General features: G+C 66.1%; 13 protein-coding genes. 3 read left to right on the plus strand and 10 right to left on the minus strand.

Annotated elements, in window-relative coordinates; all coding sequences use genetic code 11:
* Window positions 1-4: 4 nt before the first annotated feature.
* On the minus strand, window positions 5-1,135 hold the full coding sequence (locus OXF11_08605; GenBank protein ID MCY4487159.1) for an ornithine cyclodeaminase family protein: 1,131 nt from the start codon (window positions 1,133-1,135) through the stop codon (window positions 5-7).
* Window positions 1,136-1,168: 33 nt separating this feature from the next.
* Complete coding sequence (locus OXF11_08610; protein MCY4487160.1) at window positions 1,169-2,233, minus strand: ABC transporter substrate-binding protein; 1,065 nt, start codon at window positions 2,231-2,233, stop codon at window positions 1,169-1,171.
* 650 nt (window positions 2,234-2,883) lie between these two features.
* On the opposite strand from OXF11_08610, the gene OXF11_08615 reads away from it, so the two are divergent.
* The gene (locus OXF11_08615; GenBank protein MCY4487161.1) at window positions 2,884-3,123 is read left to right on the plus strand and encodes a 4Fe-4S dicluster domain-containing protein; all 240 of its coding nucleotides are present in this window, start codon (window positions 2,884-2,886) and stop codon (window positions 3,121-3,123) included.
* Complete coding sequence (locus OXF11_08620) at window positions 3,120-4,796, plus strand: FAD-dependent oxidoreductase (protein MCY4487162.1); 1,677 nt, start codon at window positions 3,120-3,122, stop codon at window positions 4,794-4,796. The genes OXF11_08615 and OXF11_08620 overlap by 4 nt, the downstream gene beginning before the upstream one ends.
* Before the next feature lie 21 nt (window positions 4,797-4,817).
* Here OXF11_08620 and OXF11_08625 read toward each other — a convergent pair whose 3' ends face one another.
* From OXF11_08625 to OXF11_08655, 7 genes are all read right to left on the minus strand, one after another.
* Entirely contained in the window at window positions 4,818-5,123 is a 306-nt protein-coding gene (locus OXF11_08625; GenBank protein MCY4487163.1) for a helix-turn-helix transcriptional regulator, read from the minus strand.
* Window positions 5,124-5,125: 2 nt separating this feature from the next.
* Window positions 5,126-6,133 carry an LLM class flavin-dependent oxidoreductase gene (locus OXF11_08630; GenBank protein ID MCY4487164.1) on the minus strand — a complete coding sequence of 336 codons (1,008 nt, stop codon included), beginning with the start codon at window positions 6,131-6,133 and terminating at the stop codon, window positions 5,126-5,128.
* Between the two features lie 78 nt (window positions 6,134-6,211).
* On the minus strand, window positions 6,212-8,479 hold the full coding sequence (locus OXF11_08635; protein MCY4487165.1) for a xanthine dehydrogenase family protein molybdopterin-binding subunit: 2,268 nt from the start codon (window positions 8,477-8,479) through the stop codon (window positions 6,212-6,214).
* A 64-nt stretch (window positions 8,480-8,543) separates the two neighbouring features.
* Window positions 8,544-8,897: a cupin domain-containing protein gene (locus tag OXF11_08640; protein MCY4487166.1), complete on the minus strand. Its 354-nt coding sequence runs from the start codon at window positions 8,895-8,897 to the stop codon at window positions 8,544-8,546.
* A 27-nt stretch (window positions 8,898-8,924) separates the two neighbouring features.
* Window positions 8,925-9,722 (minus strand): carbon-nitrogen family hydrolase, encoded by a 798-nt coding sequence (locus OXF11_08645; GenBank protein ID MCY4487167.1) that lies wholly within the window; start codon window positions 9,720-9,722, stop codon window positions 8,925-8,927.
* Between the two features lie 33 nt (window positions 9,723-9,755).
* On the minus strand, window positions 9,756-10,454 hold the full coding sequence (locus OXF11_08650) for a DUF2848 family protein (GenBank protein MCY4487168.1): 699 nt from the start codon (window positions 10,452-10,454) through the stop codon (window positions 9,756-9,758).
* A gap of 319 nt (window positions 10,455-10,773) precedes the next feature.
* Complete coding sequence (locus OXF11_08655) at window positions 10,774-11,769, minus strand: TIGR03619 family F420-dependent LLM class oxidoreductase (GenBank protein MCY4487169.1); 996 nt, start codon at window positions 11,767-11,769, stop codon at window positions 10,774-10,776.
* A 172-nt stretch (window positions 11,770-11,941) separates the two neighbouring features.
* On the opposite strand from OXF11_08655, the gene OXF11_08660 reads away from it, so the two are divergent.
* Window positions 11,942-12,982 carry an amidohydrolase family protein gene (locus OXF11_08660; GenBank protein ID MCY4487170.1) on the plus strand — a complete coding sequence of 347 codons (1,041 nt, stop codon included), beginning with the start codon at window positions 11,942-11,944 and terminating at the stop codon, window positions 12,980-12,982.
* A gap of 206 nt (window positions 12,983-13,188) precedes the next feature.
* Here the strand turns inward: OXF11_08660 and OXF11_08665 are convergent, their stop codons facing one another.
* On the minus strand, window positions 13,189-14,631 hold the full coding sequence (locus tag OXF11_08665; GenBank protein MCY4487171.1) for a carboxyltransferase: 1,443 nt from the start codon (window positions 14,629-14,631) through the stop codon (window positions 13,189-13,191).
* Between the last annotated feature and the right edge of the window lie 185 nt (window positions 14,632-14,816).

Below are 14,816 nucleotides of genomic sequence, written 5' to 3' on the forward strand. Positions count from 1 at the left end.
CCGATCAGTCGCTGATGTCCTGTAGGAACCAGCTCAGCGGCAGCTCATGGCCCAGGCCCCGCGCGCGGGCACCCTCGTAGACCTTGCGGGCCGCCGCCGCGAACTGGATGGGTATGCCCTGGGTGACGAAGCAGGTGACTTCCTCGGACGACGCCCTCCCGGGTTTGTTCCCGAGCACCACGTCGGACAGGAACACCCGCTTCTCCCGGCCCATGAGCTGCTTCTCCCGGCGCAGCCACTCCGTGTCGATGGGCTCATAGCCCACGGCCGGGCGTCGCTCGGGGTCGGCGACATGGTAGTCGGTCCTGGGCGTGCGCGAATACACGTACCGGTGGCACCGCCGGTACACGTCGTCATCCAACTCGTTGGGCAACACCCCCAGGACGTGCATGCCGCGCTCCAGCCATTCGCCCTTGACCACGGGCTCCAGCGAGTTGGTGCAGGCCGCGACGATGTCCGTGCCTTCCATCACGCGGCGCGGGTCGTCCACGGCCACCACCTCGACTCCCAGGTTGCCGCTGGTCCGTTCCGCGAACGCCGCCCGGTGCTCCGGATTGGGACTGTACACGAGGATCCTGCGGATGGGCCTCACCTTGGAAATGGCCAGCGCGTGCGCCGTGGCCATGCCGGCGGTGCCGTAGAGGCCCAGGACGGCGGCGTCCTCGCGGGCCATGTGCCTGACGCTGATGGCGCCGGCGGCCCCCACGCGCATGTGCTGGATGTGGCCGTCGTTCATGATCGCCAGGGGCGCGCCGTCATCGGTGCTGAAGAGCAGGATGAGGCCGCAGAACTTGCCGGGCGCCACGCAGTACTTCTTGACCTGGGTCCCGGAGGCCGGAAGGATGTCCGACTTCATCCGGACGGCCAGCGCGTCCATCTTCGGGAGCGCGGAGGCCATGGGATCCCAGGTGTACCAGCCGTCCCCGTCCGGCCGCGGCACCGAGTGCGTCGCCCGGGTGGCGGTGGCCCGCCCCAGGCCCCACTCACGGTAGGACTCCTCGACGGCGTCGATGGTGTCCTCCATGGTGAGGACCCGGGCCGCGGTCTCGTTGTCGATGAAGAGAACGCTCCGTTGCGCGATCTCCCGGTCGGCCTCGGTATTGCCGTGGTAGGTGACGTAGGCGTCGTTGTCCATGGTGCCGGCAGGCCCTCCCGAAACCTGCGCCGCCTAACCCATCTTGGCATCCCACTTGAGCGGCACGCAGATACACAGGTCCGACACCAGGTTGAAACCGATGTCGACGCTGGACTTGCGGGCGTACACGTTCTTGATCTCGTGTGTCGGGAGCGCCGCCAGGTCCTCCAGGATCTTGACCTGGGCGTCCTCCCACGCCTTGATCTGCCCCTGCGGGTCCATCTCGGCCTTGGCCTTCTGAATGGACGGGTCCGCGCCGTTGAAGTGGGAGAAGTTCCGCTTCGCGCCCTTGGCGAAGAACTCTTCCAGGATGAAATTCGCGGTGGGGAAGCGCGTCGCCGCCCGCAGGACCAAGGGGTTGCTGCCCTCGTCGTTCTTCTTGTGCCAGGCCGGATGGGCGATGACGTTGATGTTGATGTCGATGCCCACCTGCTGCATCTGGTTCTGGAGCACCTCGATGGGGCGCCGGAACATGGGCTTTTCGCTGATGAAGACCGGATCGATCTTGAAGCCCTTGGGGAAGCCGGCGTCGGCCAGAAGCTGCTTCGCCTTTTCCGGGTTGAAGTCGTACTTGAGATCCGCGGGCACGTCCTTGAGGGCGCCCACGAACGTGGGCGGGATCACCGAGTGCAGGACCGACGCCACGTCGGGGCCGATGAATTGGACGAGCGCTTCGCGGTTGATGGAGTGGGCGATGGCCTTGCGTACCCGGAGATCGTCCAGCGGCTTGCGCTTCCGGTCCATGTGGAGCTTCACCACCGTGGAGGGGCCGAAAGAGTCTATGGATACGCCCGGACCCTTGACCTGATCGATGGCGCGCTGCTCCCGGGCCATCTCGATGATGTGGAGTTCTCCGGCCTTGAAGGCGAGGTTACGGCTGCTGGAGTCCGGCAGGAAGCGGAAGTTGATCTGCCGGATGTTGGGCTTGCCCCGGTAGTAGCCGTCGTTCCGCACCAGCACCAGCCGCTCCTGCGGTATGTGCTCGTTGAACGCGAACGGACCGGTGCCGATGGGATGGGTCTTGATCTTGTCGCCGAGCTTCTCGGAGGCCTTCCGGCTCATGATCATGCCCCCCTGCCAGCCGAGCAGGTTGGGCAACAGAATGAGCTTGCTGGTGCTCCAGTGTCAGGCGTTCCAGTGCCGAGGTTCGATGTGGCTTTACCCGGTGATTTTCGCTATAGGTACACTCCGTATGTCACGCTCCCGTGAAGTCCCGCGCGCGAGCGCAGTTGAGCAAGGCCATATCAAAGGCCCGAACGCGCTGTCAACGACGTTCTTCGGACGGGAGCCGGGTTCCGAGCACGATCGAGTCAGTCCCAAGGCGATGCCGTTGCAGTTCCGTCATTCCCGCGGAGGCGGCTGTGTCCAAACGTCGCCCGGACAAGAACTGGCGCCAACCCCCGAGTCGTCATTCCCGCGGAACAGGCCGTATCAACACTCATGAGGCAACTACGTAACAGAACGTCATTCCCGCGGAAGCGGCCGTGTCAACACTCATGAGGCAACTACGTAACAGAACGTCATTCCCGCGGAAGCGGCCGTGTCAACACTCATGAGGCAACTACGCAACAGAACGTCATTCCCGCGGAAGCGGGAATCCAGGGGTGGAGAGGCGAGGGAACGCCGCTGCAGTGCCCCACCACCACCCCTGGATTCCCGCTTCCGCGGGAATGACGTTCTGTTGGGGTGGGGCGGGGCCGGGTTCTGACACGGCTGACGATGCGGTATTCGCCCTGAAGGGAACACGCGTGATTCGAGTCGACCCCCACAAATGCGACGGCTGCGGCATCTGTGTTTACGACTGCGGCGCCGACGTCTTCCGCTTCACCAACAAGAAGGACAAGGTCTTCCCCTTCGGCAACAAGTACTGCGTCAACTGCTTCCTGTGCGAGCTCGTCTGTCCGGAAGACGCGGTCGAGGTGGTGCTGCAGCCCAAGAAGAAAAAGGCCGCCGCGGCCACCGAGCCCACCCCCTCGGCAGGCACATGAGCGAAGCCATCCCCACCACCGACTGCGACGTTCTCATCATCGGCGGCGGCCTGGCCGCATGCATGGCGGCGCTGGAAGCCTCCAAGCGCAACATGGACGTGGTGCTGGTGGACAAGGGCCGGCTCGGGCGCAGCGGCTCCAGCCCCACCTCCGGCGGCGTCCCCCAGGCGACCTTCGCCCACGCCGACCCGCGCGACAGCAAGGACATGCACTTCCGCGACACCATCGTGGGCGGCGACTACATCCCCAACCAGAAGATCGTGCGCGCCATCGTCGACGAGGTCACCGACCGGGTCATCGAGCTGGAAGAGATGGGGCTGCACTTCAAGAAGACCCCCGACGGCAAGCAGTTCTACCAGGAGAAGCGCCTGGGCAGCTCCTACGCGCGCAGTTGCCCGCCCATGGGCGGCAGCGTCGGGATGCTGGGCTCGCTCCGCAAGGAGGTCTTCAACCGCGAGGTGCAGGTGCACCAGTGGACCATGGTCACCAAGCTGCTGCGCAAGAACGGGCGGGTCACCGGGGCCTTCGGCATCAACGTCCAGAAAGGCACCTACCACGCCTACCGCGCCCGCGCCGTGGTGCTGGCCGGGGGCAGCGCCATCGGCATCCAGAAGTACACAAGCGCCAACTTCCTCACCACGGGCGACGCCTACGTGGCGGCCTTCGACCTCGGCGCGCCCCTGGCCAACCTGGAGTTCCTGGAGTTCACCCTGATCCCGGCGCCGGGCGGCCAGGCCATCTCCATGGCCGGCCTGTCCCCCTTCACCAGCAAGGGCGGACGCTTCTTCAACTCCCTGAACGAGCGCTTCCTGGAGCGTTACGACCCGGAGCGGCTGGAGGGCACCACGCGCGCCATCCTGGTGGGCGCCACCTACAAGGAGATGCTCGAAGGGCGCGGACCCGTGTACATGGACCCGTCCTACATCCCCGACGAGAAATGGGACGACGAGATCCAGTTCGAGTACACCCCCAAGCTCGGCAAGGCCGGCATCAACCCCCGCTACGACCGCTTCGAGTGGGTGCCCGCGCTGCACACCTTCCTGGGCGGCCTCGACATCAACGAGCGCTGCGAGGTGGCCGGAGTGGAAGGCCTCTACGCCTCGGGCGAGTCCGCCACCGGCACCCACGGCTCCAACCGCCTCAGCGGCAACGCCATCGCCAGCGCCTTCGCGCTCGGCGCCCGCTCCGGCAAGTACGCCGCCATCTACGGGGCGGACGCGGACATGGGAGAGGTGGATCCGGGCGAGATGTCCGCCGAGATCACCAGGATCGAAGCCTTCAAGGGCGAGGACGGACTCGACCCAACCGAACTGCACGAAGAGATCAAGGACATCGCCTGGGAAAACACCGGCGTCGTGCGCAACGAACCGGGCCTCACTTCAGGCGTGGAGCGCTTCCGGGAAATCCGCCGCGAAAAGGTCCCGCGTCTCAAGGCCGGCAACCTCCGCGACCTCGTCAAGTCCCTCGAATGCGCCAACCTCTCCTGGGTCGGCGAAATGGTCGCCGCCTGCGCCCTCGAGCGCAAGGAATCCCGCGGCCAGCACACCCGCGACGACTACCCCGAAAGGGACGACAAGAACTGCCTCAACTGGATCTCGGTGGAAAAGGACGGGGATGAGGTGAAGCCGGTGGTGAAGCCGATTCCGTTCGAGGAGGGGGATCTGAAGCCGTAGCCGGCTGCCGCCCCATCAACGTCACTCCTCATCGTCGGCGGCCACGAGGTCGTCAACGTCGACACCCAAAGCACGCGCCAAGGCCGCATAGACCTTCACCGTGCCCTCCCGCTTGCCGGATTCGATCTGGGAAAGGTACGAACCACTGAGTCCCACCTGCTCCCCAAGATCCTCCTGGGTCAGGCCACGGTGTTCCCGCCACACCTTGACGGGACTCTCCCCTTCCACCAGACGTTCCACCACCTCGGCGGGAATCACCTCCTCATCACCACGCGCGAGTCTCTCCGCAAAGGCCTTGCTGTCGCGCAGATCCTCAAGCCGCTTCACGGTCATACCTCTGAAAGCACCTTTTCCCCGAACAATTCCATCGCCCCCAGTATGTCCTTCTGCTCGAGGCCCGGAGTCCAGTCGAAACGCAGCAGCAGCAGATCCGGTTTGAGGGATTCCTCGTAGGAGCGGATTTCCTCGATGCAGTCCTCGGGGGAGCCGAGGATGAAGCGGTGGCGGGCGAGGCGGTCGAAGTCCCAGGTGAGCTCGTCGGGGTTGGTCATGGCTTCGTCCTGGCCCCACTTGACGTAGACGTCGCGGTAGAGCTTGTCGAGGCAGGGGCGGGCCTTGGCCACGGCCTCTTCGCGGGTGGGAGCGACGAAGCATTCCCGGACCATGACGAGGGCGCCGGCACCGGGCTTGCCGGTGTCGGCCCAGGCTTGGCGGAACAGCGCGGTCTGGTCCTTCAGTTCCTCGATGGCGGAGTGGGGTCCCACGAGCCAGCCGTCGCCGATGCGGGCGGCGCGCTTGACGCCCGTGTCGCCGTTGGCGGCTATCCACACGGGCGGTCGCGGCTTCTGCAGCGGGCGCGGACCGATGGTGACGTCCTTCAACTCGAAGGCCTTGCCGGAGAACGAGACGTGCTCCTCGGTCCACAGGCGCTGGACGATCTCGACGCCCTCCACGAAACGATCGAAGCGTTGCTTCTTGGTGAGGTTGAAGGCGTCCAGTTCCTGCTGCCGGTAGCCGAGTCCGAAGGAGAAGACGGAGCGGCCCTCGTTCATCACGTCGATGGTGGCCAGCTCCTTGGCGATGACCACGGGGTCGTGGAGGCCGAGAAGCGTGGTGGCCGTGCCGATGCTGGCCCGTTTCGCTTCGGCGCAGAGGCGGCCCAGGAGCGGTACCTGGTGAAGGCGCTGGAAGCCGGGGATGTTGTAGTGCTGGCCCATCGTGATAGCCTCGAACCCGGCTTCGTCGGCCACCCGTGTCTGCTCCGCCAGCGTGGGCATGAGGGTCTCGGGGGGCTTGTCGATGGAGACCTGGGGGTTGAGCTGGATACCGAATTTCATGATGTACTCCGTGGTGTCGTGCTGACCCGTGGCGTGGGCGGGCGCCGCCCGCCCCTACAATTCGTCGTCATGCGTTCTTCAGTCTTTTTCGTTCAAAGCCCGCCAGACGCGCTCCGGCGTTAGAGGCAACTCACGAATTCGTACGCCGGTCAGCCGAGCGATGGCGTTGGCCACGGCCGGCGCCACGGCCACGATGCCGGATTCGCCCATCCCCTTGGCGCCCCAGGGGCCCGGGCCGTCCTGGTTCTCCGTGAGCGACACCTCGAAACGGCGCGGCATGTCGGCGAAGCCCGGCACCTTGTAGTCGACGAGGTTGGGGTTGAGGGGTTGGCCGCCGTCGTAGAGCAGGCTCTCGCACAGGGTGTGGCCCATGCCCATCATGGCGGCGCCCTCGTCCTGGGCCTCGGCCTGGAGGCGGTTGATGGCCAAGCCCACGTCGGCGACGCTGGCGTAGTGCGGCACCCGCACCTCGCCGGTCTCTTCGTCCACGGTGACCGCCGCGGCGCCCATGCCGGTTTCCCAGAACACCGGGAACTGCGCGGGGATGCCGCCGCCAGCACGCACGTAGCCGCGACCGATGAGCTCGCCGCCGGGCATGGCGAAGTAGGCCCGCACCACGGCGCCGTAGTCCATGCGCTGCCCGCGGGCTTCGGCCCAGCCGTCCTCCAGGGTCACCTCGCCGGGATCGCAACCCATGGCCTCGGCCGCGGCCTTGCGAACCTGCTCGCGCAGATCCTCGGCGGCGAACTTGACCGCGGTGCCCATCACGGTAGTGGAACGGCTCGCGCCCGTAGAGCGGTCGAAGGGCGTCACGTCGGTATTGGTGGCGCGCATGACGATCCGTTCCGGCGGAATGCGGAGCTCCTCGGCGGCGACCTGGCTCAGCACCGTGCGCGCCCCCTGCCCCACCTCCGTGCTGCCCGCCATAAGCACCGCGCTGCCGTCGCTCAGGAGGCGCAGGATGGCGGTGGACACGGGCATGGCCTCGGAGTCGGTGACGCCCACGGCGATGCCCAGGTTGTCGGCCGGCGCGCCCCGCTTCTCGTCCCAGCCCACCATGGCGGCCACCTGGCGAAGATCCATGTGCAGATCGGCGTCCATGGGCTTGGCGCCGGGCTTCAACTCCTCGTCGCGGTGCAACAGGTTCTTGAGGCGGAACGCCAGCGGGTCGATCTCCAGGCCCCTCGCGACGTCATCCATGTGGGACTCCAGCGGGAAGATCGACTGGGGTCCGCCGATGGAGCGCATGGAGCCGGCGGGCGCGGTGTTGGTGTACACGGCGTACACGTCGATGCGGTAGTGGGGGATGCGGTAGGGGCCATGAATGCGCGTGGCCACGCGTTTGGCTACCCGCGGGCCGTTGTCCGCGTAGGCGCCCGTATCCAGGTACATCTCCGCCTCGCGCGCCACCACGGTGCCGTCTTGCCGCACTCCGGTCTTCACCCGGACACGCGCCGAGTGGCGCCGGATGGTGAGCATGGACTCGGAGATGCTCTGGGCCAGCCTGACCGGGCGGCCGCGCGCGGCGCGGGCCAGCGCCACCGCCAGGGGCTCGATCTTGAAGTAGGACTTGCCGCCGAAGGCGCCGCCCACGTAAGGGACGGTTACCCGCACGTTGGGCATGGGCACCCGGAACATCTGGGCGATCTCGGCGCGGATCAGGAACGGGTGGGCCGAAGAGGTCCACAACGCGATCTCGTCGCCCTCGAACCGGGCCACCGCGGTGTGCGGCTCGAGGGAGTAGTGGCAGATCATCGGGAACTCGAAGGTGTCCTCGAAGGTCGCGTCGGCCTCCGCGAAACCGGCGGCCACGTCGCCGTCCTCCAACCGCTCGTGATGGCAGACGTTGCGGGGCGCCTCCTCCTCCACGGCCGCCATCTCGTGATATTCCCCGACCAGGGCGTTGGTGTCGTGCAGCACCGGAGCGTCCGGGGCCAGGGCATCGTCCATGCCGGCCGCCATCGGAAGCTCCGTGTAGCGCACGCGTACCAGGGACAGCGCCTCGTCGGCGATGTCGCCGCTTTCGGCCGCAACCGCCACCACCGGTTCGCCTACGTAGCGCACCCGGTCGGTGGCGATGAGTGGCCGGTCGCGCAGGCAGTGGCCGTAATACGGATCGATGTCCTTGACGGACTCGCGGGTGAGAACGCCGTGGACGCCCGGGAGCGCCTCGGCCGCGCGCACATCGATGCTCTCGATCAGGGCATGGGGAAACGGGCTGCGGAGGACCCTGCCCTCCAACAGCCCGGGGAAGTCCAGGTCGGCCGTGAACCGGGCCTTGCCGGTGACCTTCTCCACCCCTTCGACGCGGCGGATGGAGCGGCCGACTGTGGTGAACTGCGCCATGGTCGCCGTGGGGGATCGGAAGTCTGGCGAGCAGATAGCCGCAACGCCGGCTCCTGGTGCCCCCTCACTTCTTGTAGTAGCGGCACTCGAACGTGATGCAGCCGTTGGGGCTCTTGTAGGGCCCGTGCACCATGCCCGGCGGGCGGCAGCCGTACATGCCCTTGGTGAACTCCTGGTTGAGGCGGGTGTCGATGAGGCTGCCCTCGAGGATGATGACCTCCTCCCAGAAATCATGCACGACGGTCTCGTCTGTCGCCACGCCGGCGGGGAAGTTGACCATGCGGGCGTAGTCGCCCGTGTCCGGGTCCTCGCTCAGGATCTTCTCCATGATCCCTTCGGCCGTGGCACCCGAGCCGGCCCCCACGGGGCGCCAGTCGATGGTGTCGGTGTTGAAAAACTCTCGCTCTTCCTTTGGCATCTATTCTTCTCCCTTCCATTCGTTCAGTTAGTCGATGAGAACCCGGTCCTTGAACGCCGAGAACGTGGTCCGGATCTCCGGAATCGCTCCCAGGTCCAGCTCCGCCCGCACCACGCACTCGCCGTCGCCGGCGGCTGCCCGCGACGTGCCCCAGGGGTCGGCCACCGTGCTGTGTCCGACGAAAGCCTTGCCCCGGTTGGCGCCGGTGCAGTTGCTGGAGACCAGGTAGACTTGGTTCTCCAGCGCGCGGACCCGGTTCAGCAGGAGCCAGGCTTCGAGCCGCGGATACGGCCACGCCGAGGCCACCAGGAAGACCTCCGCCCCGGCGACGGCCATCTGGCGGTACAGTTCCGGGAAGCGCAGATCGTAGCAGGTGGACAGCCCGAACTTTCCAAGCTCGGTGTCCACCACCGTCGGCGCCTGCCCCCGCGTCAGCAACCGCGCCTCTTCGGACTGGTACCCGAAGAGATGGATCTTGCGGTAGGTGCCGAGGATCTCGCCCTCGCGGCCGATGAACACGCTGGTGTTGTAGTACGCGCCGCCGTCCTCCTCCACGAAGCTGCCGCCGAAGAGGAAAACGCCCTTGGCCGCGGCCTTCTCGCACAGCATGGACACGGTGGGACCGGAAAGGCTCTCGCTCTCGGCGCTGTAGTCGTCGAAAGCGAAATAGCCGACGTTCCAGATCTCGGGCAACAGGATCAGGTCGGCGCCGTCCACGCCGTCGATGAGTGACGCGGCGCGCTGGATATTGGACGCCTTGCCGCCGTCGTCCATGCCCATCTGGATGGAGGCCACGCGAATCCGCCGTTCTTGATTGTCACTCATCATATGCCTCGGATGTTTTGCGGCCGGCGCCGGCTACGCGAGCCAGTCGATGGGGCGGATGCTGTAGCGGAACGACAACTCGCGCCCGAGGACGTCGTCGGACAGCCGGCCCTCGAAGGTGGGCGAGAACAGGAGCTCGCCGCCCAGGCTGGGCATGGTCCCCATGTACAGCACCATGCCGTCCAGCGCCCCGTCCTTCACCACGGACCTCACGCCGTCGAGAAAGTCGTCGACGGTCAGAAAGTCGGCCAGGGACCCTTCCTGGTAGAGCGTTCGCTGCCCGTCCACGTCGATCCAGCTCTGGAGCTTCAGCCGTTCCCAGTGAGGCTTCACGTCCGCGAGCTTCCATACCTCACGGGACACCACCTTGGCGCAGATGACCTTGGACTTGGGGATACTGTCCTTCTCAAGCTCACGGTCGGTGTGATCGCTGCCCACCGCGATGTAGACCTCGTCGCCCTTGAACAGGAACACCACCTCCACCTCGCCGGACGTGTCGTCGCCCAGCACCTCGATCTCGTCGTCGGTGGTGACCATCTCCCGGGTCACCGCGAAATAGGCGGGTATGCGGTCCGGCGCGGCCACGCCGTGGGCCTTGAGCTCCTCGACGTGCTTCATGGCCCCTTCCCGGTTCTTCCCGGTGAAGCCCGCGTCCAGTATCCGCGCCACCGGGAACTCGAGGTCCGACTGGCCTCCGTCGGCGTCGACTACCGCTAGATGCAACGTTTGCACGTTCGATTCTCCTTTGTCGTCAGCTTTGAATCGTCATTCCCGCGGAACAGACTGTGTCAAACACCATCCGATAGCGGCAACGACCCCCGAATCGTCATTCCCGCGAAAGCGGGAATCCAGGGGCGGCGGTGGGGTGCTACAGCGGCGTTTCCCCGCCGCGCCCCTCCTGGATTCCCGCTTCCGCGGGAATGACGATTCGGGGACTTGGTGCCAGGTCTTGTCCGGGCGACGTTTTGACACCGGCTGTTCCGCGGGAATGACGGAGGGCCATAACGTGTCACCCCTGCGCGTGTCACCCCTGCGCGAAATCGTGTCACCCCTACGCGAAATGCGGCATGATCTTGTCCGCGATCAACTCCACCTGCTCGATGTCGGGACCGGCGGGTTGCAGCGTGACGTGCTCCATGCCGGCGTTCTCCAGTATTCTCAGCTTCTCCACGATCTGGTCGATGCTGCCGACCATGTAGCACTCCTGCAAGTGATCCCAGCTTCGGTTGCTGCCCATCATGCGCTCCATGTGCGGCCGCTGGAGCCGCAGCGCCTCTTCCGGGTCCTGGGTGTCCACAACCCAGGTGGCCTGCACGTGGCCGAAGCCCAGGGTGGCGGGATCGCGTCCGACGGACTTGAGGAATTCGGAGACGGTGTCGAAGTCGCGCTTGACCCACTCCAGCTTGCCCGAGGCGCGGCACGTGAAGACGTCGGCGTGCCTGGCGATGCGCTGCATCACGGTCTTCACCATGTAAGGCTTGTCGGGTGAGAGCTTGTCGGGAATGCGCGAGCCGCCCGCCACCCAGACCTCCGGGTACTTGGGCGGCATGGGATCGATGGTGACATCGTCGAACTCGAAGAACTCGCCCTTGAACGACACGTGCTTCTCGGTGAGCAGCAGCTTGCACGCGTCCAGGATCTCGTCGGTGCGGCGCCCCCGCTCGCGCAGGTCGATGCCCATGGCGTCGAACTCGGGCTTGCTCCAACCCGGTCCCACGCCGAAGAAAAAGCGCCCGCCGGAGATGTAGTCCAGGGTGGCGATCTCCTTGGCCAGCAACACCGGATGACGCAGCGGCAGCACCAGGATGTGGGTGCCCAGCTTGATGCGCTCGGTGCACGCGGCCGCGGCCGAGAGGCAGATGAGCGGGTCCATCCACGAGCCGCCGTAGAGCCCGGGCGCGTCCGTCAGATGGTCCCACACGGTCAGGGACTCGAACCCCAGCGCCTCGGTGCGCCGGGAATACTCCTGCACGACGGTTTGCGCCATATGGTAGTCCATGTCCGGCCACGTATAGGTAGGGATGGTGATGCCAAGCTTGAGACTCACGTTGACTCCTCTTGTTCTTCTTGTGTTCGGGGCGGGTCCAGTGTCCTGTTCGAGCCGGACAGGGTACTAGTGCGAAGAGTTAGAAAGACTCACCCGCAAAGTCAAGGAGAGCTTTGACAGGCCTTCGGAACTGGGGTACGCATCGGAGCAGACCAACAGGAGGAACAACCCCATGGCAAGCGTTCCGATCATCGACGCGGACGGGCACATTCTCGAGGACAACGACGAGCTCGAAGACTACTTCGAAGGCCCGTACGAGGGACACCGCAGGCACAAGGTGTTCGGGCTGTTTCCGTCGCTGGACGGCTGGCCGCGGGGCGCGGTCAAGGGGGTGAAAAAGGCGAGCCAGACCTCACCCGAGAGCTGGCTGGAGTTCATCAACGGGGCCGGCATCGAGGCGGCGGTGCTCTATCCCACCGCGGGCTTGGGCTTCGGCCTGATCCAGGACTCGGACTGGGCGTGTGCGCTGGCGCGCGCCTACAACAACTGGTTCCACGACAAGTACACGCGCACGAGTCCGCGCCTCAAGGGCGTCGCCATTCTGCCGGTGCACGACGTGCCCGCGGCCGTGGAGGAGTTGCGCCACGCGGTGACCGAGCAGGGCATGGTGGGCGGCCTCCTGCCCGCCGTCAACGTGCTGCACAAGGGCTTCGGCCATTCCGACTTCCACCCGCTCTACGAGGAGGCGCAGCGCCTGGACACCCCGCTGGCCATCCACGGCGCCCCGAGCCAGGGGCTGGGCTTCGACTACCTCCAGACCATGTCCATGATCCACACCCTGGAGCACCCCATCGCACAGATGATTCAGATGGCCAGCATGGTGCTGGACGGCGTGTTCGAGTTGTTCCCGAAGCTGCGGGTGGGCTACCTGGAGGCCGGCGCCGGCTGGGTCCCGTACATGATGGAACGCATGGACGACAAGTTCCACGTGGACCGCAAGCGCAAGCACTTCCCGCTGAAGAAGCTCCCCAGCGAGTACGTGAAGGAAGGCAACGTATTCGTCACCTGCGAGCTGGACGAGAAGATCCTCGACGTGGTGGCACGGGAACTGGGCGAGGACACCCTGATGTACCCGTCGGACTTTCCGCACGAGAAGGCGGTAACGGAGTTCGGCACCGACATCCCCGAGTTCCTGGAACGCCCGGACCTGTCCCAGGGCCTCAAGCAGAAGATCCTCTACGACAACGCCAAGCGGTTCTACGGGCTCTCGTAGGGGCGGTCCAAACCGCCGTCCCAGTACGTCATTCCCGCGGAACAGGCTGTGTCAACCTTCTGCTTTCCGGCGCCAACCCCCCGAGTCGTCATTCCCGCGGAAGCGGGAATCCAGGGGTGGCGAGGCGGAGAAACGCCCTTGTAGTGCCCCACCACCGCCCCTGGATTCCCGCTTCCGCGGGAATGACGACTCGGGACGGCGGGCGGCTAACCCAGCCGCACCGACAGGTCGGGCCTGCGGATATAGATCTGCTTCGTCTCGGAGCGCTCCGTCAGCGACCGTATCAGCCCTACCAGCCCGCCGTTGCTCCGTGACCGCGGCGGCGCCTGCTGCATGGCGCGCACGTCGTCCTCGGAGGTGAAGTAGCGCAGCAGCAACTCGTCGTCGGACACGCCCGGGCCGCCGATCTTCTCCCTGAGTTCCTTGACCGAGGTGTCGGGCGGCTGCCAGCTCCGCAGTTCCCTGGCCCGCGGCCGGTCCAGTATCCGGTCGCGCACGTCCGGGTCCATGGACGAAGCCTCCTCCTCGCCCCACAGGCCCATGGCGTACTGGATCACCTCGTCGGTGACCTGCTCGTAGCGCTTGCCCAGGATCACGTTGATCGCGCACTGGCTGCCCACGAATTGGGAGTACGGCGTCACCATGATGGGATAGCCGAACTCTTCCCGCACGCGGCAGGCCTCGTCCAGCACCTCGCCGAGGCGGTCGCCCATACCGATATTGGCGAGCTGGTGGCGCAGGTTGGAGATCATGCCGCCGGGGACCTGGTGCTCGAAGTGGTAGGCATCGTAGTGGAGCGGCTCGCCGGTGGGGAACCCCTCCTCCTTGGCCACCCGGGTGAAGTGCTCCGACACCGGCCGTAGGCGCTCCTCGTCGATGACCGGGTCGTAGCCCAGGGCGCGGGCGTTGCGCGTGATGTTGAAGAGCGACGGGTTGGACGAGCCGTCCGACAGCGGCGGCAACGCCGCGTTGATGATGGGAATGCCCGCCTCGATGGCGTCCAGGGTGCACAGGGGCCCGAGGCCGCTGTTGCAATGCGTGTGGAACTCCACGGGGACGTCGCCGGCGTTCTCCAGCACCACCGGCGCCAGTGAGCGCGTGCGGTCCGGAGTGAGCAGGCCACCCGGGTCCTTGAGGCAGATGCGCTTGACCGGGAGCTTCACGGCCGCGCGGGTGCGCTCCGCGTAATACTCATCGGTGTGCTTGGGCGAGATGGAAAAGATCAGGTTGACGATGGTTTCGAGGCCGGCGGCGGTTGCGGTCCGCACTTGCTCGGCCCACACCGCCGGCGTGTTGGACGGATCGGAAGTCCGGGCCTCGCTGATGCCGTTGGCCGCCAACCGTTCCAGCCAGAGCTGCTGCACCGCCGCCGGTGTGTGCTGGAACGCGGCCATGTAGCGGTTGCGGATGAGCCGCAGCGGGGTCTTGGGCACCCGCTCCTTGACCCTTCGCACGCGCGCCCAGGGGTCGTCCTTGAGCTCGCGCACGCACTTCTTGAAGAAGGCCGAGGCGATGATCTCCATGGCCAGGAAGCCGGCCTCGTCCATTTGCGCGGCCACGGGCAGCATCATGTCCGTGCGGATGCTCATGGCCCACAGGCTGGAAGGGCCGTCGCGCAGCGTGGTGTCGACGAAGTGGATCTCTTTCATGCCGGGCAGCATATAAAATTCGGCGGCCGATGGACAGCCGGAGACGGCGCAGTCACATTGTGGATTCACCACCGACGTGCTACCCCTCATCGAGGGGCGGCATCCTCCCGGAGCCGTCGCGGAGAACGCCAAGCTTCCAAGCCGGCCGCCGCATCCTTACCTTCACGACCCGCGCACCAAGCGCC

It is taken from the genome of Deltaproteobacteria bacterium (assembly GCA_026712905.1).
GTDB lineage: Bacteria > Desulfobacterota > Binatia > UBA9968 > JAJDTQ01 > JAJDTQ01.

Excerpts from the sequence above, each read along its gene's own strand:
- OXF11_08660 (MCY4487170.1), top strand. The coding sequence starts at position 11,942 with ATGGCAAGCGTTCCGATCATCGACGCGGACGGGCACATTCTCGAGGAC.
- OXF11_08620 (MCY4487162.1), top strand. The coding sequence starts at position 3,120 with ATGAGCGAAGCCATCCCCACCACCGACTGCGACGTTCTCATCATCGGC.
- OXF11_08630 (MCY4487164.1), bottom strand. The coding sequence starts at position 6,133 with ATGAAATTCGGTATCCAGCTCAACCCCCAGGTCTCCATCGACAAGCCC.
- OXF11_08645 (MCY4487167.1), bottom strand. The coding sequence starts at position 9,722 with ATGAGTGACAATCAAGAACGGCGGATTCGCGTGGCCTCCATCCAGATG.
- OXF11_08605 (MCY4487159.1), bottom strand. The coding sequence starts at position 1,135 with ATGGACAACGACGCCTACGTCACCTACCACGGCAATACCGAGGCCGAC.
- OXF11_08665 (MCY4487171.1), bottom strand. The coding sequence starts at position 14,631 with ATGAAAGAGATCCACTTCGTCGACACCACGCTGCGCGACGGCCCTTCC.
- OXF11_08640 (MCY4487166.1), bottom strand. The coding sequence starts at position 8,897 with ATGCCAAAGGAAGAGCGAGAGTTTTTCAACACCGACACCATCGACTGG.
- OXF11_08635 (MCY4487165.1), bottom strand. The coding sequence starts at position 8,479 with ATGGCGCAGTTCACCACAGTCGGCCGCTCCATCCGCCGCGTCGAAGGG.